20 protein-coding genes are annotated in these 25,309 nt (G+C 63.3%); 11 read left to right on the top strand and 9 right to left on the bottom strand.

Going from position 1 to position 25,309, the window contains the following annotated elements:
- Entirely contained in the window at window positions 1-921 is a 921-nt protein-coding gene (locus ACA097_RS01775; RefSeq protein WP_371368114.1) for an NTP transferase domain-containing protein, read from the top strand.
- Here ACA097_RS01775 and ACA097_RS01770 read toward each other — a convergent pair.
- Window positions 918-2,102: an NAD(P)/FAD-dependent oxidoreductase gene (locus ACA097_RS01770; protein WP_371368112.1), complete on the bottom strand. Its 1,185-nt coding sequence runs from the start codon at window positions 2,100-2,102 to the stop codon at window positions 918-920. The genes ACA097_RS01775 and ACA097_RS01770 overlap by 4 nt on opposite strands.
- Before the next feature lie 180 nt (window positions 2,103-2,282).
- On the opposite strand from ACA097_RS01770, the gene ACA097_RS01765 reads away from it, so the two are divergent.
- The 3 genes from ACA097_RS01765 to ACA097_RS01755 all read left to right on the top strand — a co-directional run bounded on the left by ACA097_RS01765 (window position 2,283) and on the right by ACA097_RS01755 (window position 7,322).
- Window positions 2,283-4,487, top strand: a complete 2,205-nt coding sequence (locus ACA097_RS01765) for an OsmC domain/YcaO domain-containing protein (protein WP_371368110.1) — start codon at window positions 2,283-2,285, stop codon at window positions 4,485-4,487.
- 174 nt (window positions 4,488-4,661) lie between these two features.
- Complete coding sequence (locus tag ACA097_RS01760; protein WP_371368108.1) at window positions 4,662-5,132, top strand: hypothetical protein; 471 nt, start codon at window positions 4,662-4,664, stop codon at window positions 5,130-5,132.
- A 369-nt stretch (window positions 5,133-5,501) separates the two neighbouring features.
- A complete protein-coding gene (locus tag ACA097_RS01755) occupies window positions 5,502-7,322 on the top strand; it encodes an ATP-binding protein (protein WP_371368106.1) in 1,821 nt (606 codons plus the stop codon).
- A gap of 264 nt (window positions 7,323-7,586) precedes the next feature.
- Here the strand turns inward: ACA097_RS01755 and ACA097_RS01750 are convergent, their stop codons facing one another.
- Entirely contained in the window at window positions 7,587-9,851 is a 2,265-nt protein-coding gene (locus tag ACA097_RS01750; RefSeq protein ID WP_371368104.1) for a hypothetical protein, read from the bottom strand.
- Window positions 9,852-10,106: 255 nt separating this feature from the next.
- Between ACA097_RS01750 and ACA097_RS01745 the strand changes: the two genes are divergently transcribed.
- Both ACA097_RS01745 and ACA097_RS01740 read left to right on the top strand, forming a co-directional pair.
- The gene (locus tag ACA097_RS01745; RefSeq protein WP_371368102.1) at window positions 10,107-10,601 is read left to right on the top strand and encodes a Bro-N domain-containing protein; all 495 of its coding nucleotides are present in this window, start codon (window positions 10,107-10,109) and stop codon (window positions 10,599-10,601) included.
- Between the two features lie 202 nt (window positions 10,602-10,803).
- Window positions 10,804-11,364, top strand: coding sequence for a nitroreductase family protein (locus tag ACA097_RS01740; RefSeq protein ID WP_043251682.1), 561 nt, complete (start codon window positions 10,804-10,806; stop codon window positions 11,362-11,364).
- A 140-nt stretch (window positions 11,365-11,504) separates the two neighbouring features.
- Here ACA097_RS01740 and ACA097_RS01735 read toward each other — a convergent pair whose 3' ends face one another.
- Window positions 11,505-12,506 (bottom strand): zinc-dependent alcohol dehydrogenase family protein, encoded by a 1,002-nt coding sequence (locus ACA097_RS01735; protein ID WP_371368098.1) that lies wholly within the window; start codon window positions 12,504-12,506, stop codon window positions 11,505-11,507.
- 107 nt (window positions 12,507-12,613) lie between these two features.
- Here ACA097_RS01735 and ACA097_RS01730 point away from each other — a divergent pair, with 107 nt between their 5' ends.
- Window positions 12,614-13,492 carry a LysR family transcriptional regulator gene (locus ACA097_RS01730; protein ID WP_043251686.1) on the top strand — a complete coding sequence of 293 codons (879 nt, stop codon included), beginning with the start codon at window positions 12,614-12,616 and terminating at the stop codon, window positions 13,490-13,492.
- A 72-nt stretch (window positions 13,493-13,564) separates the two neighbouring features.
- On the opposite strand, the gene ACA097_RS01725 is transcribed toward ACA097_RS01730, so the two are convergent.
- A complete protein-coding gene (locus ACA097_RS01725; RefSeq protein ID WP_197539250.1) occupies window positions 13,565-13,978 on the bottom strand; it encodes a nuclear transport factor 2 family protein in 414 nt (137 codons plus the stop codon).
- 730 nt (window positions 13,979-14,708) lie between these two features.
- On the opposite strand from ACA097_RS01725, the gene ACA097_RS01720 reads away from it, so the two are divergent.
- Complete coding sequence (locus ACA097_RS01720; RefSeq protein WP_371370592.1) at window positions 14,709-15,617, top strand: LysR family transcriptional regulator; 909 nt, start codon at window positions 14,709-14,711, stop codon at window positions 15,615-15,617.
- Here ACA097_RS01720 and ACA097_RS01715 read toward each other — a convergent pair.
- Together ACA097_RS01715 and ACA097_RS01710 are read right to left on the bottom strand one after the other, a co-directional pair.
- The gene (locus ACA097_RS01715; RefSeq protein WP_371368096.1) at window positions 15,603-16,379 is read right to left on the bottom strand and encodes a substrate-binding domain-containing protein; all 777 of its coding nucleotides are present in this window, start codon (window positions 16,377-16,379) and stop codon (window positions 15,603-15,605) included. The two genes, ACA097_RS01720 and ACA097_RS01715, sit on opposite strands and share 15 nt — an antisense overlap.
- Before the next feature lie 16 nt (window positions 16,380-16,395).
- Window positions 16,396-17,697, bottom strand: coding sequence for an MFS transporter (locus tag ACA097_RS01710; RefSeq protein ID WP_160286732.1), 1,302 nt, complete (start codon window positions 17,695-17,697; stop codon window positions 16,396-16,398).
- Window positions 17,698-17,890: 193 nt separating this feature from the next.
- On the opposite strand from ACA097_RS01710, the gene ACA097_RS01705 reads away from it, so the two are divergent.
- Window positions 17,891-18,196: a hypothetical protein gene (locus tag ACA097_RS01705; protein ID WP_371368094.1), complete on the top strand. Its 306-nt coding sequence runs from the start codon at window positions 17,891-17,893 to the stop codon at window positions 18,194-18,196.
- On the opposite strand, the gene ACA097_RS01700 is transcribed toward ACA097_RS01705, so the two are convergent.
- A complete protein-coding gene (locus ACA097_RS01700) occupies window positions 18,156-19,028 on the bottom strand; it encodes a LysR family transcriptional regulator (protein ID WP_043251702.1) in 873 nt (290 codons plus the stop codon). The genes ACA097_RS01705 and ACA097_RS01700 overlap by 41 nt on opposite strands.
- Window positions 19,029-19,131: 103 nt before the next feature.
- Here ACA097_RS01700 and ACA097_RS01695 point away from each other — a divergent pair, with 103 nt between their 5' ends.
- Window positions 19,132-20,664, top strand: coding sequence for an NADH-quinone oxidoreductase subunit L (locus ACA097_RS01695; protein WP_371368092.1), 1,533 nt, complete (start codon window positions 19,132-19,134; stop codon window positions 20,662-20,664).
- The gene (locus tag ACA097_RS01690) at window positions 20,661-23,108 is read left to right on the top strand and encodes a YbcC family protein (RefSeq protein ID WP_371368090.1); all 2,448 of its coding nucleotides are present in this window, start codon (window positions 20,661-20,663) and stop codon (window positions 23,106-23,108) included. The genes ACA097_RS01695 and ACA097_RS01690 overlap by 4 nt, the downstream gene beginning before the upstream one ends.
- A 38-nt stretch (window positions 23,109-23,146) precedes the next feature.
- Here the strand turns inward: ACA097_RS01690 and ACA097_RS01685 are convergent, their stop codons facing one another.
- On the bottom strand, window positions 23,147-24,091 hold the full coding sequence (locus ACA097_RS01685; RefSeq protein ID WP_371368088.1) for an L-threonylcarbamoyladenylate synthase: 945 nt from the start codon (window positions 24,089-24,091) through the stop codon (window positions 23,147-23,149).
- A 234-nt stretch (window positions 24,092-24,325) separates the two neighbouring features.
- The gene (locus ACA097_RS01680) at window positions 24,326-25,288 is read right to left on the bottom strand and encodes a YbgA family protein (RefSeq protein ID WP_371368086.1); all 963 of its coding nucleotides are present in this window, start codon (window positions 25,286-25,288) and stop codon (window positions 24,326-24,328) included.
- Window positions 25,289-25,309 lie beyond the last annotated feature (21 nt).

The raw sequence follows: 25,309 nt of genomic DNA, 5'->3' as shown, positions 1-25,309 counted from the left end.
ATGGGCGACACGGCATTCCCCACCCTGGCGGTGATCCTCGCCGCCGGGCAGGGCACGCGGATGCGTTCGCGCATCCCCAAGGTGATGCACCCGGTGGGCAACCGCCCGCTGCTCGGCCACGTGCTGGCGACCTGCGCGGCCGCCGGCGTGGACGAGCTGGCCGTGGTGCTCGCGCCGGACGCGGACCAAGCCCGCGACTACGTGACGGAGGTGGCGCCGCACGCGCGGCGCTTCATCCAGCGCGAACGCCTGGGCACCGCCCACGCCGTGCTGGCGGCGGAGGGCGCATTGCGCGACTTCGCCGAAGGCTGCGTGCTGGTGCTGTTCGGCGACACGCCACTGCTGCAGGCGGAAACCCTGCTGCGCCTGCGTGCCGCGCTGGAGGAGGGCGCCGCCGTCGCGGTGGCCGGCTTCCGCGCCCGCGAACCGGGCGGCTATGGGCGGTTGCTGATGGAGGAGGGCAACCTCAAGGCCATCCGCGAAGCCCGTGACGCCAGCCCTGAAGAGCTTTCGGTAGACCTGTGCAACGGCGGCGTCATGGCCTTCCGCGCCGACCACTGCCTGTGGTTGCTACAACGCATCGGCCGCGACAACGCCCAGGGCGAGTACTACCTCACCGACGCCGTCGCCCACGCCAACGCGGCGGGCAAGAAGGTAGCGGTGGTGGAAGTGCAGGAAGAGGAAATCCTCGGGGTCAACGACCGCCAGCAACTCCACGAAGCCGAACGGCTGTTCCAGCAGCGCCGCCGCCGGCAAGCGCTGCATAGCGGCGTCACGCTGCTAGATGCCGAAACCGTCTACTTCAGCGCCGATACCCAATGGGCCGAAGACGTGACGGTGGAGCCCTGCGTGGTCTTCGGCCCGGGCGTGCGCCTCGCCGCGGGAACGCGCGTGGCGGCGTTCAGCCGGCTGGGGCGCTAGACGTACTGCGCCGCCGCGTAGCCCGAGGCCCAGGCCCACTGGAAGTTGAAGCCGCCGAGGTGGCCGGTGACGTCCAGCACTTCGCCGACGAAGTACAGGCCGGGGGACTTCAGCGACTCCATGGTCTTGGACGACACCTCGCGGGTATCGACGCCGCCCAGGGTGACCTCGGCGGTGCGGTAGCCCTCGGTGCCCGCCGGCACCAGCTGCCAGTCGCCCAGGCGCTGGGCGATGGCCTTGAGCTCGGCGGGCGTGTACTGCTTCATCGGTTTGGAGACGAACCACTGCTCGGCCAGCAGGCCCGCCATCTTCTTGGTGAAGAGGTCGGCCAGCAGCGTCTTCAGCTCGCTGTTGGGGCGCTCGCGCTGTTGCTCGACGAGCCAGGTCGGCAGGTCGATGCGCGGCAGCAGGTCGATGCTGATGGTGTCGCCGGGCTGCCAGTAGGAGGAGATCTGCAGGATCGCCGGGCCGCTGATGCCGCGGTGGGTGAACAGGATGTTCTCGACGAAGCTCTGGCCGTTGCAGCTCACCCGGCAGTCTTCCACCGAGGTGCCGGACAGCTCGCTGCACAGGGCTTTGAGCTGCGGGTCGGTGATCGTGAAAGGCACCAGGCCCGCGCGGGTCGGCAGCAGCTCGTGGCCGAACTGGCGCGCGACCTGGTAGCCGAAGCCGGTGGCGCCGAGGGTCGGGATGGACAGGCCGCCGGTGGCGATGACCAGCGACTCGCACGTGGCCATGCCGATGCTGGTCTGCAACTGGTAGCCGCCTTCGATACGGGCGATTTCGCTGATCGAGGTGTCCAGGCGCATGTCGACGCCGGCCTGGTCGCACTCGGCCAGCAGCAGGTTGAGGATGTCGCTGGACTTGCCGTCGCAGAACAGCTGGCCGAGCTTCTTCTCGTGGTAGGGCACGCCGTGCTTGGCCACCAGGGCGATGAAATCCCACTGGGTGAAGCGCGCCAATGCCGACTTGCAGAAGTGCGGGTTCTGCGAGAGGAAGTTGGCCGGCTCGCAATACATATTGGTGAAGTTGCAGCGCCCGCCGCCGGACATGAGGATCTTCTTGCCGGCCTTGTTGGCGTGGTCCAGCAACAGCACCCGGCGGCCGCGCGCGGCAGCGCTCATGGCGCACATCAACCCGGCGGCGCCGGCGCCGATGATGATGACCTGGGGTGTGAGCACGGCGGATTCCTCTTGAACGGGGTGCCTGGCAGGCGGCACAAAGCCGCGCATCTTACCCCAAGGCGGGCCCGCCGGCTGTGCCGTCCGGAAGGCCGAGCGCGGTCGGGATATCCCCGAGGGGCATTTGTCCGGATAATGGCGGCCCTTTCGTTTCTCCGTTTCTTCTCGTGGTAGCCCCGCATGGAAATCAAGGTCAATTTTCTCGACAACCTTCGCCTGGAAGCCAAGTTCGATGACTTCACGGTGATCGCCGACCAGCCGATCCGCTACAAGGGCGATGGCTCGGCGCCGGGTCCGTTCGACTACTTCCTGGCTTCCTCGGCCTTGTGCGCGGCTTACTTCGTCAAGCTGTACTGCCAGACCCGCAACATCCCCACCGAGAACATCCGCCTCTCGCAGAACAACATTGTCGACCCGGAAGACCGCTACAAGCAGATCTTCAAGATCCAGGTCGAGCTGCCGGCGGACATCTCCGAGAAGGACCGCCTGGGCATCCTGCGCTCCATCGACCGCTGCACGGTGAAGAAGGTGGTGCAGACCGGGCCGGACTTCGTGATCGAGGAAGTGGAAAACCTCGACGCCGACGCCCAGGCGCTGCTGATGCCGAGCACCGACAGCGGCGCGCGCACCTGCATCCTCGGCAAGGACCTGCCGCTGGAGCAGACCATCGCCAACATGTCGGGAATCCTCGCCGGCCTTGGGATGAAGATCGAGATCGCCTCCTGGCGCAACATCGTGCCCAACGTCTGGTCGCTGCACATCCGCGATTCGCAGTCGCAAATGTGCTTCACCAACGGCAAGGGCGCGAGCAAGGAAAGCGCGCTGGCCTCGGCGCTGGGCGAGTTCATCGAGCGGCTGAACTGCAACTTCTTCTACAACGACCAGTACTGGGGCGAGGAGATCGCCAACGCGGACTTCGTCCACTACCCGAACGAGCGCTGGTTCAAGCCCGGCCCGGGTGACTCGCTGCCCGAAGAGATCCTCGACGAGTACTGCCTGGAGATCTACAACCCCGACGGCGAACTGCGCGGCTCGAACCTCTACGACACCAACTCGGGCAACAAGGTACGCGGCATCTGCTCGCTGCCGTTCGTGCGGCAGTCCGACGAAGAGGTGGTGTACTTCCCGTCCAACCTGATCGAGAACCTCTACCTCAGCAACGGCATGAGCGCCGGCAACACCCTGGCCGAGGCGCAGGTGCAGTGCCTGTCGGAAATCTTCGAGCGCGCGGTGAAGCGCGAAATCCTCGAAGGCGAACTGGCGCTGCCGGACGTGCCGCAGGAAGTACTCGCCAAGTACCCGGGCATCCTCGCCGGCATCCGTGGCCTGGAGGAGCAGGGCTTCCCGGTGCTGGTCAAGGACGCCTCCCTGGGCGGCGAATTCCCGGTGATGTGCGTGACCCTGATGAACCCGCGCACCGGCGGCGTGTTCGCCTCCTTCGGCGCGCACCCGAGCTTTGAAGTGGCGCTGGAGCGCAGCCTCACCGAGCTGCTCCAGGGCCGCAGCTTCGAGGGCCTGAACGACCTGCCGCCGCCGACCTTCGAGAGCCAGGCGCTGACCGAGCCAAACAACTTCGTCGAACACTTCATCGATTCCAGCGGCGTGGTGTCGTGGCGCTTCTTCAGCGCCAAGGCCGACTTCGAATTCGTCGAGTGGGACTTCTCCGGCCACGGCGAGGACTCCAACGTCCAGGAAGCCGCCACCCTGTTCGGCATCCTCGAGGACATGGGCAAGGAGGTCTACATGGCGGTCTACGACGACCTCGGCGCCAACGCCTGCCGCATCCTGGTGCCCGGCTACTCGGAGATCTACCCGGTGGAAGACCTGGTCTGGGACAACACCAACAAGGCGCTGCTGTTCCGCTCGGACATCCTCAACCTGCACAGCCTCAACGACATGCGCCTGAAGTCGCTGCTCAAGAGCCTGGAGAACTGCGAGGTCGACGACTACACCGACATCACCACCCTGATCGGCGTCGAGTTCGACGACAACACGGTCTGGGGCCAGCTGACCATCCTCGAACTGAAGCTGCTGATCTACCTGGCGCTGAAGAAGTTCGAGCCGGCAAAAGAGCTGGTGGAAGCCTTCCTGCAGTACAACGACAACACCGTCGAGCGCGGCCTGTTCTACCAGGCCCTGAACGTGGTGCTGGAAGTGCAGCTGGACGACGACCTGGAGATGGCCGACTACGAAGCCAACTTCCGCCGTATGTTCGGCAACGAACGCATGGACGCGGCCCTGGGCTCGGTGGACGGCAGCGTGCGCTTCTACGGCCTGACGCCGACCAGCACGAAGCTGGAAGGCCTCGACAAGCACCTGCGCCTGATCGAAAGCTACAAGAAGCTGCACCAGGCCCGCGCCCGCGCGGCGGCTGCGTCCCGCTAAGCCGGGTAGCAAGCGAAGAAAAGGCACCCTCGGGTGCCTTTTCTTTTTTGCGCGGGGCTAATCGCCCCACTCAGCCCTGCACCTAGCCGCATGACCGGTCGACGGCCCGACCGAGGTGTGCCGCATTCGCTCACTATCCTTAAACGCAGGCAATTCATCCGATGGAGATGAGCCATGCGTACCTTCACCTGGGGTTACTGGCTGGCACTGGTCATCGCAGTGCCGGCCCAGGCACAAACGGTCGTGCCGCTCAAAGGCCAGAGCAGTCAGCAGATGCAGCAGGACATGAGCTACTGCAACGGCGTAGCCGCCAACGCAGCCAGCAGCACAAGCACCACCACCAGCCCCCAAGTCGGCGGCCGCGTGCGCGGCGCAGCAGCAGGAGCGGCGGCAGGCGCAGTAGGCGCGCAAGTACGCGGCAACCAGCACGAAGAGATCTACGACCGCGCCAGTGACGACGCCAAGCAGCAGTACCGGCAGAACCAAGCCGGCCAAGCCGCCGCAGCCGGAGCCGCAGTGGGCGCCTCGCGGCAACGGCAGGAGCGGCGGCAGGATCGGCGTACCTCGGCACAAGCGCAGAGTTCGGCTAGTGCTACGGCTTACAGCAGTTGTTTGCAGGGGAGGGGGTATCAGGTGAGTCCGTGAGGGCCTAGATCTGAGGCGTGCGGCATTTGGGTAGGGGGGCTGTCTTGGCCTGAATTGACCGGCGTCAAGATTACCCTTTGCGGGGGCGGGCAGCGTTGAGGCTCGATAACGGGGGCTCCAGCTGTGAGCGTCAACGACGCCCTTAACGGCTGTCTCGTAACTAGTCGCTGATGTCGGTTGAAGAGTTTGTCAGCTAGCGATCAAGCTACGCGGCCATCTACGGTGACGGATGATTGAGTCCATTGATACTTGCAGCAATCGGCCGGCGGCCATTGACGCAGGCCGTCTATCCAGTAGCGCTATGGAACTTTTGGACTCAGGATTGCTAGATTTTAAAGAAAATTAATTAACGAAGGGATGAGGTAAGGGATGCGACTCAATTCTGTTTCAGTTGAGAACTTTCGTTGCTACCAGCACGAGATAAAAGTTTCGATAAACGACCTCACTACTTTTGTTGGAAAGAATGACATCGGTAAATCTTCACTTTTGGAAGCGTTGGAGATTTTTTTCAATAATGAAGTCGTGAAGATCGAGCCTGGCGACGCCAACATCTACAGCGAAAGCTCCAGCGTTTCGATTACCTGTGAATTCTCTGAACTTCCTGAGTCCCTATCACTCGACTCCGGTGCTGAAACCAGCTTAGCGGCTGAGTTCCTGCTATCTCCGAGCGGTTCCTTAAAGATCAAGAAGGTATTCGATTGCAGCAAGAAAACGCCCAGCTGTGAGGTATTCATCCTCGCTAATCACCCGACAGCAGAGGGTGTTTCTGGTCTGCTTGAACTCAAAGAAAAGGACCTGCAAAAACTCATCAAAGAGAAAGGCATCGATGTTGGGCTGAAGGGGAACCCAGCGATGCGCCAGGCACTCTGGAAGGCAGAGGAAAACTTGCTCTTACAAGAGGTAGCAGTACCTGTTTCGAAGCCGAAGGAAGACACTAAGCGCATCTGGGAGAAGCTGGAGATCTACCTGCCGATGTATGCCCTTTTCCAGAGCGATCGTAGCAGTCGCGATTCCGATGGTGAGGTGCAGAACCCGATGAAGGCTGCCGTCGCTGCAGCTATTGCAGAGATGCAGGAGGACATTAGCCGCATCCAGGCCAAGGTGCAGGAAAAAGCCGAGGAGATTGCAGCCAATACTCATGAGGCTCTCAAAACCATAGATCCGGGCCTGGCCAAAGAGTTGAAGCCGCAGTTCATCCCGCCAACCGCGTCAAAATGGACAGGTTTGTTTGCCGTGGGCATGGATACTGACGACGGAATTCCCTTGAATAAACGCGGAAGTGGTGTGCGTCGGTTGGTGCTGGTTAGTTTTTTTAAAGCGGAGGCAGAGCGGCGCCTGAAATCGGGCCACAGCCGCAGCATCATCTATGCCATTGAGGAACCTGAAACCGCACAGCACCCAAATAACCAGCGGATTTTGATCGACTCTTTCAAATCTCTAGCCTCGGAAGTAGGTTGCCAGGTCCTGTTGACGACACATAGTCCGGGGTTCGCTTCGGAGCTGCCTACTGAAAGCATCAGATTTGTTACTCGAGCCGATGAGCAGCCTGCGGTATTGGATGGTGCAGACGTCTTTGGCCCGGTCGCGGAAACTCTTGGCGTCGTGCCCGACAGTCGTGTGAAGGTGCTTTTGTGCGTTGAGGGGCCGACAGATGTTTCGGCATTGAAGCACCTCAGCAAAGCCCTCCATGCTGTTGACAAGACCTTGCCAGACTTGAGTTCTGATGATCGAGTTGCCTTCGTATTACTGGGTGGATCAACTTTAGGGCATTGGGTATCCGAACACTATCTTCGGGCCCTCAAACGACGGGAAGTCCATATTTACGACAGTGATGTGCCGAAATATGGGAAGTCGGTGGATGCAGTCAATGCAAGGGGCGATGGGTCTTGGGCAGTGCTGACCAGAAAGCATGAAATCGAGTGTTACCTTCATGCTGACGCTATTCGTGACGCCTTCGATGTTGATGTGGCCGTTGCCGACCAACCCAACGATGAGAAAAAAGCAGTGCCGAAATTATTTTCTGAGGCATTCTTTGCGAAGCAAAACACCGATGCGCCTATGGGCGATACAAAGGCGAAGCAACGGCTGGCAGAAAAGGCCTTTCCCAGGATGACGGCAGAGCGTATTGCCGAGCGAGATCCTGATGGAGAAGTGAAGTCTTGGCTTCGCCGTATTGCTGAGATGCTATAACGATGACCAAAATAGCTCCAAGTTGAGCATCTTCAGTAAAATTTCAAAATCTTTACTCGGACTTTTTGATCGGGGAAATGAGAAATTTTAAGGCTAGACGTACCCCTTGGGTTTACTTTCGTCAATCACTACGGGCAGAGGATTGCCCGTAGTGTATGTTCAGGGCGCGGAGGTAAATTATGCCTTTTCTTTTGTATAGCATTGCCAGAGTTCGATATTTAGAGTGAAAAATAAATCTTCAAATCTCGGCCTGGATACTTGTCATCATTCATCTACATCATCAAAGATGCTGCGGCTGGTCTCGGGGCTGGCACTCGATTCATTGATCGTGATGTTCCTCGACGTGAATTGCTCCTCTTCTGTTGGATTGTCTTCAATCCAGGCTTGAACTCGTAAGTGTTCTTTCTTAATGATGTTTCTGATGCGCCTGCTTTGTGGGTATTCTTCTGCTATGGAAGAGAGTAATTGTGTAAAACGCCTCATGTGAAATTCAGAGTCATCTTCTGGGGTGCGGCCTGCTTGATGTTCAAGCCGTATTTCCTCAATTCGAGGCAGCACTTCAGTTCGAATGCCTTCTCGCAGTCTTGTCCGTTCTTTATCAGTTAGAAGCGAGCGTAACTCTGGGTCGTTAAGTATACGGGCGTCCTCTCCATTAAGCGCGTATTTGATAACAGTATCGATCAAGGATTTTCGCGCTTGCTCTGGTAAGAGGTTGAGTTTGAATAAGCGAACAGCAAGATCAATTTCGACGGAATGCTCTAAGTAAAGATTTGGTTTTGTAATGGACTCAATCAGTGTTTGATCTGCTGAAAGATATTCCTGAAGAAACTGCTTGTTGCATCGCTCTGCCAAGAACTCCAGAAGGTTTCGTCGAGCCCTCCAAGTGGATAACCATTCAGTCTTGTACTCAGAGCTGGTTTTGTACGCTGTAAGTCGAGAAGTGAGGAGGGGAAACAAGGAACTTGGAAGCACTACGGCCCCCTTGACACCTACGTCACCGCAAGTTACCTGTCGCATCAACTTTTCGGTATCGCTGCCATGTACATAAATACCTAGTAACTCAGGACTCGCTCGAAGCATCGCAGAATACGCATCCCCAATGGTGGGGTGTTTGAAGGTCCAAAAGGGTTCTCCATCTGAGGTCAGGTGAACAGCTAGGCTGCCGCGTAGTGCTTCGAGTGCTGCTGTGCACGAGCCTAAATCACTGTTCAACCGCCTCAGTGCGTCTTCTTCAGCGGTCGTTAGTGAAATTGGGCTCGACAGGTGTCCATTGGACATATAGATAAGGGCCAATGCTGCCTTACTATCTGCGTCGAGCTCTTTACAGATGTCTATGAGCAACTGCTCGCGCTTTTCTACAAACGTCGCCAAACTTCTCTCGGATAAGTGAAGGTTTTTGGTAAAGAATGGGTCTGCCAGCCTTCTGGCAATTTCCGGAATGAATCTGTCGTGCTGTGCAATGGCTTCCAAATATGGTTTTACAGTAGTTCGAAATTCATGAGATTGATTTCCCATTCTCATGTGGTTATAGAGAATCTGCCGCCGCTCGTCTCCTGTGAGATCATGAACGTCAATTACAACTTGGCTCTCTTGAAATAGAGGGAAGGCACCCTCCTTCAAATCTTGTCGCGCACGATTGTATATGTAGTCGCGCGACGTCATTACCACCCTATTTCCCTGGCGAAGTATCGTTTTCACTTCATTGAGAATTTGATTCCAATCCGAGACAAGACTACGTTCGTACTGAGTTACTCCAAAGGCGTCGTCAACCCAGAAAAACTGGGACTTTTCATGCGGGTTCCAATGGTCAACTACGGATCTCGGAGTTGCTAGCTTAACCACAGATGCGCCCCATTGGTCAGCAGAAGACATTGCGAGTAAAGAGGCTATGGTTGTTTTCCCTGACGCTGGCTCACCAATAAGAAGCACGAAATGATGAGCGTCGAGTGCTCTCGCGGCCTTTCGATAGGATTCCGTCAGAACAACCTTGGCCAGTTCATCGCGCATAGACTCGAGCACCGCTGCGGCCTGGGCATATGCTCGTTCATCTAGGATTTGGCTTAGGTCCCCGAGTCCATAAACTCGCGGAACCATCATTCTTAAGCTCTTGCTCTCCCGAATCTGATCTTCAATCCAGGTGGCACCAAATATTAGGGTGTTTTTTATGCCAACTTTTTTAAATTTTTCCTTGAGCTTTATCTCGGTCTCACCAGAAATTCCTGAGTTTGTCATTAGGATATAGATGTCGCATTCTCCCTTGCCAGCTAATCGTTTGGCTTTATTGATCTCCTCTTTGATGTCTGACGGTTTAAGGGTGTATCCGGCGCGGCTAGTGAATTTGCATTGAATGACAAACTGACCTAGCAACGACTCGCCATTTCTTGGTGTCCATGTGCCTGAGAATGCTCCATCTCGACCACCGTCATTTGTGTCGAGAAAGGACTGGACGGTTTGGCCGAGTACTTCTCTTGAAACGGATAAGCACAATTGCTGGAAGCTATGCCAGCCCAACGTATGCAGATTGAACATAAGAAATTCCGTGGATTTTTAGTAAGAATATAGTCGCATCGGACAATCTGTATATTGGTGAGAGTTTCCGGTATCACCGTGGTCGCAAAGACCGCTTCCGCCGAAAACCGAGTTTCTCAGACGGCCCTGTTTCTGCCCGTTGACCCCCTCCCCACAACCGTCTAGATTCCGCCCCCGGTGCTGAACACACCTCTCGTAGCGGTCCCTCCATGCCCGACAGCATGCGAATCACCTGACTTTCAGGAAACCGCACAAATGACCATGAATACCTTTACTGCCCCCGCGCAGTCCCTCGCTGCACCTCTCGTTCCGACCCACTTCTACCGCCACAAACGCCGCCTGCGTGCTCTGTTGATTGACGGGCAGGCGTGGTTCGTCGTGCGGGATCTCGGCAAGTTGATGAATGCCTGGCTGGAGGAGCGCGCCGTGCGCAACCTCGATGCGGATCAGGTTTGTCGTGCCGTTATTCGCGATGACAACGGCTTGGCCGAGGAGGCTGAGCTGATGAGCGAGTCGGGTGTGTATGCCACGCTCATTCACTTCCACCATCCGGAGAACCGCTGCATTCGGCAGTGGCTCAGCCATTCGGTGTTGCCGAGCCTGCGGGATGTGGCGCAAGCCGCGCCGGGGGAGGTGCCGCGTCGGCGGTTGCTGCGTTGGGAACAGCAGCAGTTGAGCGTGCTCGACTGGCAGGGGCAGATGTGGGTGCCGTTGGGTGAGTTGCCGCAGGTGATGCGGATCGGTTCGTAAGCACGGCATCGCCCGGCTACGGAGAACTCGCCGGGAACGTAGGACGCATAACCCTCCGGGTTATGCGCCGCCTGGCCTGGGTCATGTCCCGCTCGGGATCGAGCCCGGAAGAGCCCGCTGTCTCGCCCCGACTTGATCGGCATCAAGAATGCCTCCGCCAGGGAGCGCAACGTGGAGGCTCGGCAACAGGGAGCCCCCGTCCATGAACATCTACGAAGCCCTCTACGGCCGCCGTTCGGTCCGTAACTACAGCGCCGAACCGCTCGACGATGAGCTCATCCGGCGCCTGATCGATGCGGCCATCCAGGCGCCCAGCGCAGTCAACGAGCAGCCGTGGACATTCACGGTGGTGCGCAACCAGGCGCTGCTGGAGCGCATCTCCCACGACGCCAAGGCGTACATGCTGGAGAACCTGCCCGCCGTTCCCCAGTCCGAGCGCTTGCGCTCGATGCTCGGCGACGCGGGCTTCCAGATCTTCCACCATGCGCCGGCGCTCATCCTGGTATCCGGCCGGGCCGAGGAGCCCTGGATCGTCGAGGACTGCACCCTGGCCGCGGAGAACCTCATGCTCGCTGCCCACGCCGACGGCCTGGGCACCTGCTGGATCGGCTTCGCCCAACGCTACCTCGACACGCCGGAAGGCAAGGCCGCGCTAGGCATTCCGGCGCAGTGGAAACCGGTGGCGCCGATCATCGTCGGGCGCCCGAGGTCGGTGCCGCTGCCGGTTTCGCGCAAGGCGGCGGAGGTGATGTGGCTGGATTGAGGGCCTGCACTGCGGGTTGCCTGAATCATGGGCGGCAGGCCAAGGAGCGTCTGGCCGGTTTCTGCAGGTCGTGACAGGCAGGGATCGGCCGGAAGCGGAAGCTTCCGGCCATGGGCATTTATCGAGAAAGGGTCTGGCGATTATTCACTCACCAATCGAATGACCGTCTTGCCCTTGCCGCGACCTTCCGCGACCTGACGAAACGCCTCATTGACCTCATTCAGTGCAAAGGGCTGCTGATCCACTCGGATCGTCAGTTGCCCGTTGTTGGCCAGCTCAGCCGCCGCGCGCAGGATAGCTCCGTGGTGTTCCCGTCCCTTGCCTGTGAGCAGCGGCGTCAGCGTGAAGACGCCCGAATAGGTGGCGCTCTTGAACGACAGCGGCGCGAGGCTGTGCTGGCCCCAGCCGAGGCAGCTCAGTACGTGCCCGGTATAGGGCTTCACGGCCTGGAAGGAGGCATCCAGGGTGCTGCCGCCTACCGTGTCGTAGACGATGTCGAAACCTTCGCCGGCCGTGTATTGCTCGACATAGGCCTCCACGCTCTGCGCCTGGTAGTCGATCGCCGTGGCGCCAAGCGAGCGAATGAAGTCGAGACTCGCCGCCGAACCGGTGGCGTACACCTCGGCACCACGCGCCTTGGCCAGTTGCACCGCGACCTGGCCGACGCCACCTGCGCCGCCATGAATCAGCACCCGCTGGCCGGCGCGGACGTTGGCGCGATCCACCAGGCCTTCCCAGGCGGTGATGAACACCAGCGGCAGGGCGGCTGCCTCGGGCATGCTCAGAGCGTGCGGCTTTGCCGCGATCAGCCGGGCATCCACGGCGATGTACTCGGCCATGGTGCCCTGGGCTCCGCCAATGCCACCGGCCATGCCGAAGACTTCCTGCCCTGGCGTGAAGCCCTCGACCGCCTCGCCCAACTCGACCACCGTGCCGGCGAGATCCAGCCCGAGCACCGCCGGCAGCGCCTGGCGGGCATGCGCCCCTGCGCCGGTGGCGATCTTGGTGTCGAGGGGGTTGACCCCCGCGGCGTGAACCCTGACCAGCACCTGCCCCTTGCCGGGAACGGGGCGGGCGATGTGGCGCACAGCCAGAGGGGTTTGGGCGGACTCGGCGATGGCGGCAAGCATGGTCTGATTCATGACGGGGACCTCGGATTGAATGGACGCCTCCAGATTGCCCCGCCTTGCCAATTCCGATAAGAAACTAAATTCGGATATGACTTATTCCCCAAAGAGGCCTAATGGCGATGGATCTGTTCGACAGCATGCGCATCTTCGTCCGCGTCGTGGAGCGCGGTTCGTTCTCGGCGGTTGCGCGCGAACTGAACCTGGGGCAACCGGCCGTCAGCAAGCAGATCCGCGCCCTGGAGCAATACCTGGGCGGCCCGGTATTCGCCCGCAGTACCCGGCACTTGGCCCTGACCGACCAGGGGCAAGGTTTCTACAGGCACTGCCAGGAGATCCTCGGCCAGCTCGACGCTGCCACCCGGAGCTTCGCCAGCGGCCAGGAGCAGATCGCCGGCCCCCTGCGCATCACCGCACCGGTCAGCTATGGGCGGCTGTGCATTGCGCCGCTGATCCCGGGTTTTCTGCAGCGCTATCCCGAGGTGCGGATCGACCTGCGCCTGAGCGATCACAACGAAGACCTGCTCAAGGAAAACATCGATCTGGCCATCCGCATCGGCGTGGTGAAGAGCGAGGGGCTGGTGGCCGTGTCCCTCGGCACCAGCACCCGGCGGGTCTATGCCTCGCCCACCTATTTGCAGCGCCACGGCCTGCCACGCGAGCCCGCCGAACTGGCAGGCCACAACTGCATCGCTTTCACCTTGCTGGAGCACTACGACCGCTGGCACTTCAGCCACGGTGCGCAAGCGCTGGATGTCGTCATCAAGGGCAACGTCACCAGCAACAGCAGCGAGGCCATTCGGGAAATGGTCCTCGGCGGCCTGGGCGTTTCACTCTCGCCGGATTGGCTGTTCGCCGCGGATCTCCAACAAGGCAGCGTGTGCAGCCTGCTCGACGATTACCAGACCACTGCGCTGCCGGTCAGCGCTGTCCTGAGTCCTGAACGGCGACGGTCGGCGCGGACTATGGCTTTCATCGACTTTCTTCGCGTGCACTTGTAGGTTCGCCCGACGCTGCCGGGGATGGTTTCCCGGGAAACGACCCCGCGAGCAGCCCGTGTTCAGGGCAGGCGTTCACTCCAGATCAGCGTCGATGCGAATGATCAGCCCGTCACTGTTGACGGCAATTTGCAGCACGCCGATCTCGTGGCCGAAATCTCCGGTGAAGTCGACCCGCACGCTGGCACGGTTGGCGCCCAGAGGCTCGATCGACAGCATGCGAGTCACCGTCTTGTAGCCAATGAAGTACTGCTCTACGTAAGTGCGAATGCCCGCATGGCCGTCGAACCGATGCCCGGTGGACGGGTCATCGATCAACGCATCCGCTGTGAACAGTTTCAGAACACCCTCGACGTCGAATGCATTGGTAGCGCCGATCAGGGCATCAGCGACCCTGTGCAGGTTGTCTTTCTCCGGGGTCATCGCATCAGCTCCCATGCTGCCAGTCTTGTTTGGTTGAAAGTGACGCTGCAGCCACATGAGATCCATGGCTGCATCGCGCAATGCTCAAAAGCGGCGTGAAGGGGGCAACCCTCTCGCATACCCGTGCTTGGTATACATCCCGCCACCTCTTGAGCCACCGCAAGGCGGGTACAAAGCGGGCGACTATGGGGTGACGAAGCGGGGGCGGGACAGGCTCAGATTGGCGGAAAAAATACGGAGCAGATGGCATGCGTCCGACAACCGGGGCGACGCGACTGAAATCGGCGGATTCAAGCGCGCCGGGCAGACTCGCGGGAAAGCCTGCCTACCTCGCCCTTGTACAGACGCCCAAGAGTAGATTGCGCAGCCAACGAGGTGCCGGATCAGCGCTGTTCGCCTAAGCGCCGCGTTCGCGGACATGATGTAGGGGCGTCCGTACTTCACCTCGTCACCCCCGCGAACGCGGGGGCCCAGAAACGACGGCGATGGAGCAGGGCCCTTCCGACCTATGGCCGGCGCATCTCACCCCTTGCCCACAGGACGGGGCCGTCGATGCGGACCGGCCCGGCGACGTTGCTTCCAGGCGCCATTGCCTAGGCAGTTCGCTTCAGTTGTTCAGCCAGGTCGAGCGCTCGGATCTTCGCTTGGCATCCGGAAATGCCTGGCAACGGCATCGGCACGGCGAAGGGCCACCGGTGGCGGCGAGCGCTGACGTCGTCACCGAATCGCTGCGCTTTTCCGAGCGCGACCGAACGTGTTATTGATGCCGTTCAATTATCAATCCCCGTTCGATCCGATGAGCATCAACTTCGATCTAGACGATCTCCAGGCGTTCCGGGCCATCGTTGAAAACGGCAGTTTTCGCAAGGCTGCCGAGGCGGTGAAGATCACCCAGCCGGCGCTCAGCCGGCGTATCGAGAAGCTGGAATCCGCCTTGAACGTGCGGCTGTTCGACAGGACGACCCGCAAGGTCAGCCTGACCGCTGTGGGCCGTGCCTTCGTGCCAGAGGTCGAGCGGGTGCTCGACCAGCTGGACAATGCGTTGATGAGCATTGCGGACGTCGCCTCCAGCAGGATGGAGCGCGTCACCATCGCCTGCGTGCCATCGGCTGCCTACTACTTCATGCCCACCGTCATCAGCGAATTCCATCGCCTGTACCCACGCATCAAGATCATGGTGGTGGACGCCAGCGCGCATGAGGTAAACGTCGCGGTGGCGACTGGCGAAGCCGATTTTGGCGTGACCTTCAGTGGCAACTTGAGCCCGGAAGTGAGCTTCGACCTGTTGCTCGAAGAGCGCTACGTGATGGCGTGCCGACGCGATCATCCCTTGGCCAGTCGAAACGCGGTGACCTGGTCCGAGATGTATGAGCACGACTACATCTCACTGGACAGGACCTCCGGCAACCGGCTCATCCTGAGCCAGGCGCTGAAACGCATTTCCCCCTCCAGGCACAGCATCTGCGAAACGCGGCATGTCACGACCGCGATCGGGCTGGTGGAGGCCGGCCTGGGTGTGGCAGCCGTGCCCTCCATAGCCATGCCCCGGACCAGCCACCCCATCCTCAAGGCCGTTGCATTGGAGGAGCCTGAGGTGGTGCGTAGCGTAGGCTTGATCAAGCACCGCGGGCGCACGTTGACGCCCGCCGCGCTAGAGCTTGAGCGGCTTCTCAGAAGTACGCCGGTGAAATCACCGGGGGACTGAGTCCAGGCCGGTGGATTGCACGATGGGCTGCACAGCGGCAGACGACAGGTACGACAACAGTTCCTTCGCCTTCTCCGGGTGTTTCGCATGGCGCGGGACGCCGGCGGCGTAGCGGGTAACGGATTGCAGGCTTTCAGGAATCTTGCCGACGAAGGTCACCCCGGGAACCGGCAGCAGCTCGGCGACCTGCTGGAAACCGACCTCGTACTGGCCCGACGCAACGACCGAGGCAACCGGAATCCGCTCGATCATCTTCGCTTTTGCGCCGACCTGTTGCTCCAATCCAAGCTTCCTGAGCAGTTTGCCGCTGATGTAGACCCCGCTGGCGCTGTCCGAGTACGCAATCGACCCGGCGTCCAGCAGGCTTTTCCTGAACGCTTCTTCCGAATCGATCCTGGGCTTGGGCGCGCCCTGCCTGACCACCATGCCGATGCGCGAGTCCGCCAGTTCCACCCTGGATGCCGGATCCACCACGCCCTGCTTGATGAGTTCATCCAGCGCGTAGCCGACCATGATCACCACATCGGCATTTTCCCCGCGCGCCAGGCGATTGGGGATCGCTTCCGGCGCCTTGCCCATGGACGGACCGAGGATGGTCTGGATGCTGTCGCCGCTGTCCTGGGCATACTTCGGACTCAGCCGCTGGAAGGCTGCGGTGAACCCACCCGACGTCATCACATCCAGCTCTTCTGCATGCGCGGCGGTGTTCAGCGCGCAGAGGCCGATTGTCAATGCGGCAAGGTGCTTCGTCAGTGCTTTCATTCGGGATGCTCCTCGATCAGGCAGGAATGGGGGTGCGCGAGGAGCTCCCGCGGTAGAGCACCAGGGTCGAGCAAAGCGCGCAGAGGGCGGCGAAGGTCATCCAGTATCCAGGTGCGCCCTTATCGCCGCTCAGATGGATGAGCCACGTGGAAATGGCGGGGGTGAATCCGCCGAACACGGCGGTCGCCAGGCTGTAGGCCAGCGAGAAGCCGGCGACCCGAACCTCCACCGGCATGATTTCGGTGAGCGCCGGAATCATCGCCCCGTTGTAGAGGCCGTAGATGAACGAAAGCCAGAGCAGCACTTGCAGCATGTGGCCGAAGCTCGGGGCCTGAGCCAGGAAGGACAGCGCTGGATAGGCCGTGAAAATGGCCAGCACGGTCATTGCGACGAGCACGGGCTTGCGTCCGAACCGATCGCTCAGATGCCCGCCGATGGGCAGCCAGACGAAGTTCGAGATGCCGACAAGCAGCGTGACGAGCAGGGCGTCGGTCGTACTCAGGTTGAGGACCGTTTTGCCGAAGGTCGGCGCGTATACCGTGATCAGGTAAAAGGCCGTGGTCGTCATGGCCACCATCAGCAGGCCTGCCAGGACGACACGCCAGTTTTCACCCAGCGTGGCGAACACCTGCTTCATGCTCGGGCGCTGGGAGCGGCGTGCGAACTCCTCGGTTTCCTCGAGGCTGCGACGAAGCACGAAGATGAACGGGACGATCATGCAGCCGACGGCAAAGGGAATTCTCCAGGCCCAGTCCGCGATAGTCGCAGGCGACATCAGTTGGTTGAGCCCGTAACCCAGGGCTGCCGCAACGACAATCGCCACTTGCTGGCTCGCGGATTGCCAACTGGTATAGAAGCCCTTGCGCCCGGCCGTGGCCATCTCCGCCAGGTAGACCGAGACGCCTCCCAGTTCGGCGCCGGCCGAAAAGCCCTGGAGCAGTCGTCCTGCCAGCACGAGCAAAGGCGCCCATAAGCCGATGCTGGAATAGCCCGGCACCAGGACGATCAGCAGGGTGCCGCTGGCCATGATCGACAGGGTGACGATCAAGCCCTTCCTGCGGCCAACATCATCGATGTACGCCCCGAGAATCACCGCTCCCAGCGGACGCATCAGGAAACCTGCGCCAAACACGGCGAAGGTCATCATGAGCGACGCGAATTCACTCGACGCGGGGAAGAAAACGGCCGCTATCTGCGTGGCGTAGAAGCCAAACAGAAAGAAATCGAACTGTTCGAGAAAATTGCCCGAGGTGACGCGGAACACGGCGCCCGCCTTGGAGCGGGCAGGTGACGAGCCGGGATGGGGAGAGGCATGCATGGGGTTGTTCTCCAGCGATCTTATTTAGGCTTGTTGGCGCTTGCGGTCGCTGGATTCTGCTCGACACACTTTGAAACGATAAGTGCTATGTTTGCATCCATTGATGCATGGAAGTTATCAATTGTTCATTTGCCGGGCATCGAACACGCGGTCCGCTGTCGTCTTTGCAAACCGTCTTCGGCTCGGGCGAGCCATGAGCGGCTGCTTCGCGTCCTTCTTCCACCACAAACACCGCCTGCGCGCCCTGTCGATCGACGGGCAGGCGTGGTTCGTCGTGCGGGATCTGGGCAAGTCGATGAATGCCTGGCTGGGGAAGCGCGCCGTGCGCAACCTCGATGACGTGGGGGCGTCGGCGCTTCACCTCGTCACCCTCGCGAACGCGGGGGCCCAGAAACACGGGCGCACAACCCGCCGGGGCATGCGCCGCCTGGCCGCCGCACTTGGCCACCCGGACGCCTTTAGCCTGCGCGAAGCAGCTCGTCGAGAATGCTCAGGCTGAACTGTCGTTGCAGCGTGACGGCGAAGAACTGTTCGGCGATCTCGGGAATTTCCGCGTAGAGCTGGAGCGAGCCGCTCTGCAGTTCATCCTGCACCACCACCGCCGGAAGCAGCGCCAGATCGCCCGAGTCGCGGGCCAGCAGGCGCAGCATGGCCATGTCGTCGACTTCTGCGCAGATCACCGGAGCGAGGCCGTGGCTATTGCAGTAGACCTCGAACTGGCTGCGGATATCGCTGCTGCGCCCCGGCACGATCAGGCGCGCCCGGTCCAGGTCGCGGCTCAGTTCGAAGGCTTGCCCGGCCTGCCGCGGCGGCCCGACCAGGCACAGGGTCTGGCGATCCAGCAGGCGGCATTGCCAGGTGCGCTGGGCGTCGGCGCTGACGGCCTTGTTGGTCAGCACGACATCCAGCTTGTGCAACGCCAGGCGTTCCAGCAGCTCGTCCAGGCTGCCGGATTCGAGGGTGATGCGCAGGTCCTCGCGGCCCAGGAAGGGGCGCAGGAGATTCTCCTGGAAGTTTCGCGACAGGGTTGCCACGGCACCGATGCGCAGCGCCTGGCTGGCCTGCTGGTTGCCCTGCAGTGTCGTTTGCAGCTCGCTGCCGAGGGCGAAGATGGTGTCCGCGTAGTCCAGGGCCATCCGGCCCGCCTCGGTCAGCTGCAGGCTCCGGCCGGAGCGGATGAACAGCGGGTGTCCGAGCTGTTCCTCCAGCGCGCGGATCTGGGTCGACAGGGACGACTGCGAAACGTGCAGGGACTGTGCGGCACGGGTGAGGTTGCCTTCCTTGGCCACGGCCCAGAAGTAGTGCAGGTGGTGGAAGTTCAGTCGGCGCATGGTCTGTTCTTCAAAAGGGAACGATAGATTCTGATCTATCTATTTTTCATGGATCAAGCCCTGCCGGAGACTATTGCCATCGATTCGCCGTGGAGATGCTCCGATGCCAACCGTGTTTTCCCACCTCGCTGCGCTCTTGCCCTGGGTCTATGCCCTGGCGCTGTTACCGGCGACCTGCAGCCGCAGCCCGGCGCGCTTCTGGCTGCCCGCCCGCGTGGCCGCTCACCTGGGGTTGGTCCTGGTGCTGGGCGCCTGGCTGCAGGCGGCGCTGGACGGGCGCGACAACGACCGCCTGGGGTTGGCGATGGCGGGCCTGGTGAGCCTGCTGGCGCTGGTCATCGTCGAATATTCCCGGCGCTACCTGGAGGGCGAACCGGGCCAGCGGCGCTATGTGTTGTCGCTGCTGGGCACCCTGAGCGCGGTGGCCACGGTGGTGACCGCCGGCGATCTCTGGCTGCTGGTCGGCGCCTGGATCGTCTCCAGCCTGTGCCTGCACCAGTTGCTCACCTTCTACCCCGACCGTCCCATGGCCCTGGTGGTGGCGCACAAGAAGTTCCTCGCCAGCCGCCTGGCCGATGCCTGCATGCTGCTGGCGACCCTGTTGCTGGTGCGCGCGGCCGGCGGCAGCAGCCTGGAGGTGATTCTCGAACAGGTCTCGACCCGGTTGCAGGCGTCCGCTGTCCTGGGCTGGGACCTGCACCTGGCCGCCGTGCTGCTGGCCCTGGCGGTGATCCTCAAGTCCGCGCAGCTGCCGGTGCATGGATGGCTGATCCAGGTGATGGAAGCGCCCACCCCGGTCTCGGCGCTGCTGCACGCCGGGCTGGTCAACCTCGGCGGTTTCCTGTTGCTGCGCTTCGCACCGCTGATCTCCGTCGCGCCGCCCGCTCAGACGCTGCTGGTGGTCATCGGCGGCCTCACGGCGGTGCTCGCTGCCCTGGTGATGATGACGCGCATCAGCATCAAGGTCCGCCTGGCCTGGTCCACCTGCGCGCAGATGGGCTTCATGCTGGTGGAGTGCGGCCTGGGGCTCTATGAGCTGGCCCTGGTTCACCTGCTGGCCCACTCGCTCTACAAGGCGCACGCCTTCCTGGCGGCGGGCGAGACGGTCGCCCAGGCGCGGCACCATGCGCTGCAACCGCAAGCCCCCGCGATAGGCCTGGGCGGGTTCCTGCTGGCGCTGCTGCTGGCGGCCGTGGGGCTGCTGCTGGTTCAGGCGGCCTGGCAGCTGTTGCTTCCGGGATACGCGCTGCCCCAGGTGGCCCTGGTGATTCTCGCCATCGGCCTGGCGCCCTGGAGCCTGCGCCAGGGTAGCTGGCTGTACGGGCTGGCCATGTTCAGCCTGCTGCTGGGGGCCTACCTGCTCTGGCACCAGGCCGCGGCCTGGATCCTCGGTGCGAGCCCCGCACACACGGTTCATCCGCCGTACCTGACCCTGCTGGCGCTGCTGCTTTTCGCCGCGCTCTACCTGCTGCAGGCGGTGATCCTTGCCCGCCCGCAGGGGGCGCTGGTTGGCCGGCTGTACACCCAGGCCTTCGCCGGCTTCTACCTGGACGAGCACTTCACCCGCCTGACCTTCCGCCTGTGGCCGGTGCGCCAGCCCCAGTCCACCCCGTCCTTCGCCGGAGACCGCCCATGACCGCGCTCGAACCCCTCGCCAACCTCCACCGGGATGCCCTGCTCGCGGCCGCTCGCCAGGCCTGCGCGCGCATTGCGCCGACCTGGCCGCTGGACCGCATGATCGCCGTCAGCCCGCTCTGGGAACGCCGCGAGCAGCCCTGGGGCGAAGTCGCCGAACAGCTCTGGCGACGTGCCGGCAGCCGCCTGACCCTGGGGCCCGACGACTATCGCCAGGCCTGGCAGGAGGGGCATATCGCCGAGCGCCACCTGCGCCAGGCCCTCGCCGAGTCCGGGCTGGACTGGACTCCAGCGCACCTGCTGCAGGCCCTCGACGGCCCGGCAGCGCAGGCCCGCCGCCTGCCGCTGCTGGAAGACGTGGCCGAGCCTGGCCTGCCTCTGCCGGGCTGGCCGGTGCTGATCACCCAGCAGATCGGCCAGTGCTGCGCGGCCTGGTTCGACCGGGAGCAGGCCGACTGGCGTCCGGACGAGGCGGGCGGGCTCTACCGGGCCTGGCGGGCGACCCTGCGGGAAGACCGGGGCCTGAGCGTGCTCAGCGACTGCCCGCGTCTGGGTGAGCGCATCACGGAGCTGCCTGAGGCGCCGGAGGCGGCCCTGGAAGCGGCGGTGCAGCACCTGGGCCTGGCTGCGCAGGAGTGGGATGAATGGTTTGACTGCCTGCTGTTGCGCAGCATCGGCTGGGCCTCCTGGTGCGCCTACCGGCGCTGGCAGGCGCGACTGCAGGGCGGCGACGACGATACGTTGCTGGATCTGCTGGCCATTCGCGCGGCCTGGGAGTGGTTGGTGGACGACCGCCAGCGCGAGCCGCAAAGCCGCTGGCACGGCTGGCGGGCGGCCTGGCAGGCGGCGCGCCGGCAATCGCCCGGAACGGCCTGGCAAGCGCTGCAACTCTGGCAGCGGGCCGATGAGCTGGCCTGGCAGGAGCAGCTGCAGCGGCGCCTGTGCCGTGCCGAGGCGCCCGCGCCGGTGCAGGCGCCACTGGCCAAGCTGTTCTTCTGCATCGACGTGCGTTCCGAGCCCCTGCGCCGTGCGCTGGAAGCGGTCTGCCCGGATCTGGAAACCGGCGGCTTCGCCGGATTCTTCGGCCTGCCCATCGCCTACACGCCGCTGGGAACCGCCGCCACGCGGCCGCAACTGCCCGGCCTGCTCGCGCCGCAGCTGCAGGTCGGCGACAGCACCGGCGATGCGCGGCAGGACCATCTGCTGGCGCAGCGGCGCCAGGCCCGCCTTGCCCGCAATGGACGCTGGCGGCTGTTCGAGCGCCTGCCGGCGTCGACCTTCACCCTGGTGGAAAGCATCGGACTGAGCTATGCCGGCGCACTGCTCGGGCGCACCTGGGGGCTGCTCAAGGACAGCGGCGAAGCGCACCGGGCCGCCTGGCGCGGGGCGGAGTGGCAGCGGCTCAAGCCGGTGCTGCCGGCGCTGACGCTGCCCCAGAAGGCCGAGCTGGCCGCACGCATCCTGCGCGCCATGGGGCTTGGCGCGACGGTGCCGCCGCTCCTGGTCCTGCTCGGCCACGGCAGCCAGAGCGCCAACAATCCCCAGGCGGCAGGGCTCGACTGCGGCGCCTGCTGCGGCCAGAGCGGCGAGGTCAACGCCCGCCTGCTCGCCGACCTGCTCAACGATGCCGAGGTGCGCCGCGCGCTGCGCGAACAGGGCCTGGACCTGCCGGACCACTGCCATGTGCTCGCCGGCCTGCACAACACCAGCACCGACGAAGTGCAGGTGTTCGCTCCCGAGACCGTGCCGCCCGCGCTGCAACCGGCCTGGCAGCGAGTACGCCAGGCGCTGGACGAGGCGGGCGCCCGGGTGCGCCGCGAGCGGGCCGGGCGCCTGGGGCTGGCGCACTTGGCGGAGCGTCCGCAAAAGCTGCTTGCCACGCTTCGCCGCCGCGCCCGCGACTGGGCGCAAACCCGCCCGGAATGGGGGCTGGCGGGCAACGCGGCATTCATCGCCGCGCCCCGCGCGCGCACCCGCGGCGTGGATCTGCAGGGCCGCGCCTTCCTGCACGACTACGACTGGCGCCAGGACGGCGAGGGCCAGCTGCTGGAGCTGATCATGACCGCGCCCATGGTGGTGGCGCACTGGATCAACCTGCAGTACTTCACCTCGACCACCGACAACCTGCGCTTCGGCAGCGGCAACAAGGTGCTGCACAACGTGGTGGGCGGGCATATCGGCGTGTTCGAGGGCAACGGCGGCGACTTGCGCATCGGCCTGTCACGCCAGTCGCTGCACGACGGTCAGCGCTGGGTCCATCGACCGCTGCGCCTGAGCGTGGTGATCGAGGCGCCGCGGAACATGATCGACAAGGTGATCGACAAGCATGAGGTCGTGCGCCACCTGGTCGATCACGGCTGGCTGTACCTGCTGCGCCTGGATGGCAGTCCGGCGCGACTGGAACAGCGCGTGGCCTCGGGCTGGAAAGCGCTGGAACAGGCCTGAGGCGCCCTTGCCGACCCCGACGTTGGGCGGATCGCCGGTCAGTCCGGCCGCTGGCAGGCCCGGGCCAGGCGGTCGTGTACCGCTGCCCAATCGTCTTCCCGGGGCGGCAGCTGTACGTAGAGGCGCTCCAGGCCCATGGCGTCCAGCCGGTAGAGCGCTGCGTACAGGCCGGCCGCGTAGTCCTGCGCGGCATCGCCCAGGTCGATCGCCGGCCCACGGCTGGGTTGTGGCCGGCCGCACCATAGCCAGCCGCAGCGTGGCGAGGCGAGCGCGTCCACGGGAGCCTGGTCGAAGGCCAGCGTCGGAGTGTTCGGCGCATAGTGCCGATGATGCTGGCCGGGCGCGCGCACGCCGCCCGCGCGATCCGCCAGCGGCTGGCCAAGCACGGCCTCCAGGTGGGCCTGGCCGAGCATGCCGCGCCTGAGCAGGCGCGGACGGTCGCCCGGCAGCAAGCTGACGATGGTCGATTCGAGGCCGACCTGGCAGGGGCCGCCGTCGAGGATCCACAGGTCGCTGTCGGCGAATTGCCGGGCGACATGGTCCGCGCTGGTAGGGCTGATGGACATGTAGCGATTGGCCGAGGGCGCCACCAGGCCGCCGCCGAAGGCGCGCAGAAGCTGGCGCGCCACGGGGTGCGCCGGCACCCTGAGCGCCACGCTGTCCTGTCCGGCGGTGACGCTGCGCGATACCTCGTCGCGGGCCGGCAGGACCAGGGTCAGGGGCCCCGGCCAGCACGCGGCCATGAGGCGCTCGGCTTCGGGGGGGATCAGGCTTGCCCACTGCGCGGCCCGTTCCGCGTCTTCCAGATGAACGATCAAGGGATTGCTGCTCGGGCGCCCCTTGAGGCTGAAGACCCGCTGGATGGCCTCTTCCTGCCGTGCGTCGGCCGCCAGGCCGTAGACGGTTTCCGTGGGCATGGCGACCAATTGGCCGGCTCGCAGGATGCGCGCGCAAGTGTCGATGCTGTGGGTGATGGTTGGCATGTTCGGATGTCGATCGAGTTGGCGACCGGGATGCTGCCGCGTGAAGGCTTTCCTCTGGCAGGCGCGCCCGGGGTTCAGATTTCCGGTCGCGATTCTAGGGGTATTGAAGCCGTGGTGAAGCCCCTTGTGCGACGCTGCGGTCGAGCGCAGTGGCGAGCGGATCGAGCCGCTCCGTGCCTGGCCGTTTGCCGGGCACGCCGCCGGCGCAGAGGCCGGCCAGGGCGGGGCTGGCTGTCAGATCGCATTGCGCAGGCTGAGCGCTTCGGGGTGCGGCTGCAGGTAGGCCTGGCCGTCGACGTAGGAGCCGGGGTGGCGGCGCAAGTGGTGCTTGAACAGGGTCAACGGCACCACCAACGGCACGATGCCTTGTCTGTACTGGTCGATCAGGTGCCGCAGTTCCTGCCGTTCCTCCTGGCTGATCCGACGGCGCAGGTAGCCGACCAGGTGGTGCAGCACGTTGGTGTGCGTGCCGCGGCTGGCGTTGACCCGCAGGCCGCGCATGAACTCGGCGAAGTAATCGTCGGCCAGGCGTTCGAGATCCTGTCCGGCCAGGTTGGCCAGCTTCCGGCCCAGGCTCCGGTAATGCGCCGGGCTGTTGGCCAGCAGCTGGAGCTTGTAGCGGCTGTGGAAGGCGATCAGCGCCTTGCGGGTGAGGCCGGCCCGGCGCAGGTCGCGCCACTGCGCGTAGGCGTAGACCCGCGTCAGGAAGTTCTCGCGCAGCACCGGGTCGTTCAGCCGCCCGTCCTCCTCGACCGGCAGTTCAGGACGGCAGCGCATCAGGGCGGCGGCGAATATCCCGCTGCCGCCCGCTTGCGCCGGATGGCCGTCGGCCTGGTAGACCTTGACCCGCTCCATGCCGCAGGAAGGCGACTTCTGCATCAGGATGAAGCCGCAGATGTCCTCCAGCTCACCCGCCATGCGCTCGCCGAAGGCGTCCAGCGCCGCGGTGACGTCCAGCTCGGGGCGCCGGCTGCCCACCGCGCGCGGCGCACGGGTGTCGCCCACCAGGCGGATGGCCTCGCGGGGCGTGCCCAGGCCGATGGCCACCTCGGGGCACAGCGGCACGAATTCGAAGTGTTGCGACAGCATTTCGCTGCACAGGCGCGATTCCTTGTGGCCGCCGTTGAAGCGGACCGGCTTCCCCAGCAGGCAGGCGCTGATGCCGAGGCGGATGGGGGCAGGGGTGGGGCAGGGCATGGGGACCTCGTACGGGCAAGG

It is taken from the genome of Pseudomonas sp. QL9, from assembly GCF_041409665.1.
GTDB lineage: Bacteria > Pseudomonadota > Gammaproteobacteria > Pseudomonadales > Pseudomonadaceae > Pseudomonas > Pseudomonas knackmussii.
The sequence above is the reverse complement of the archived record's forward strand: the minus strand, read 5'-3'. Positions and strand labels throughout refer to the sequence as shown.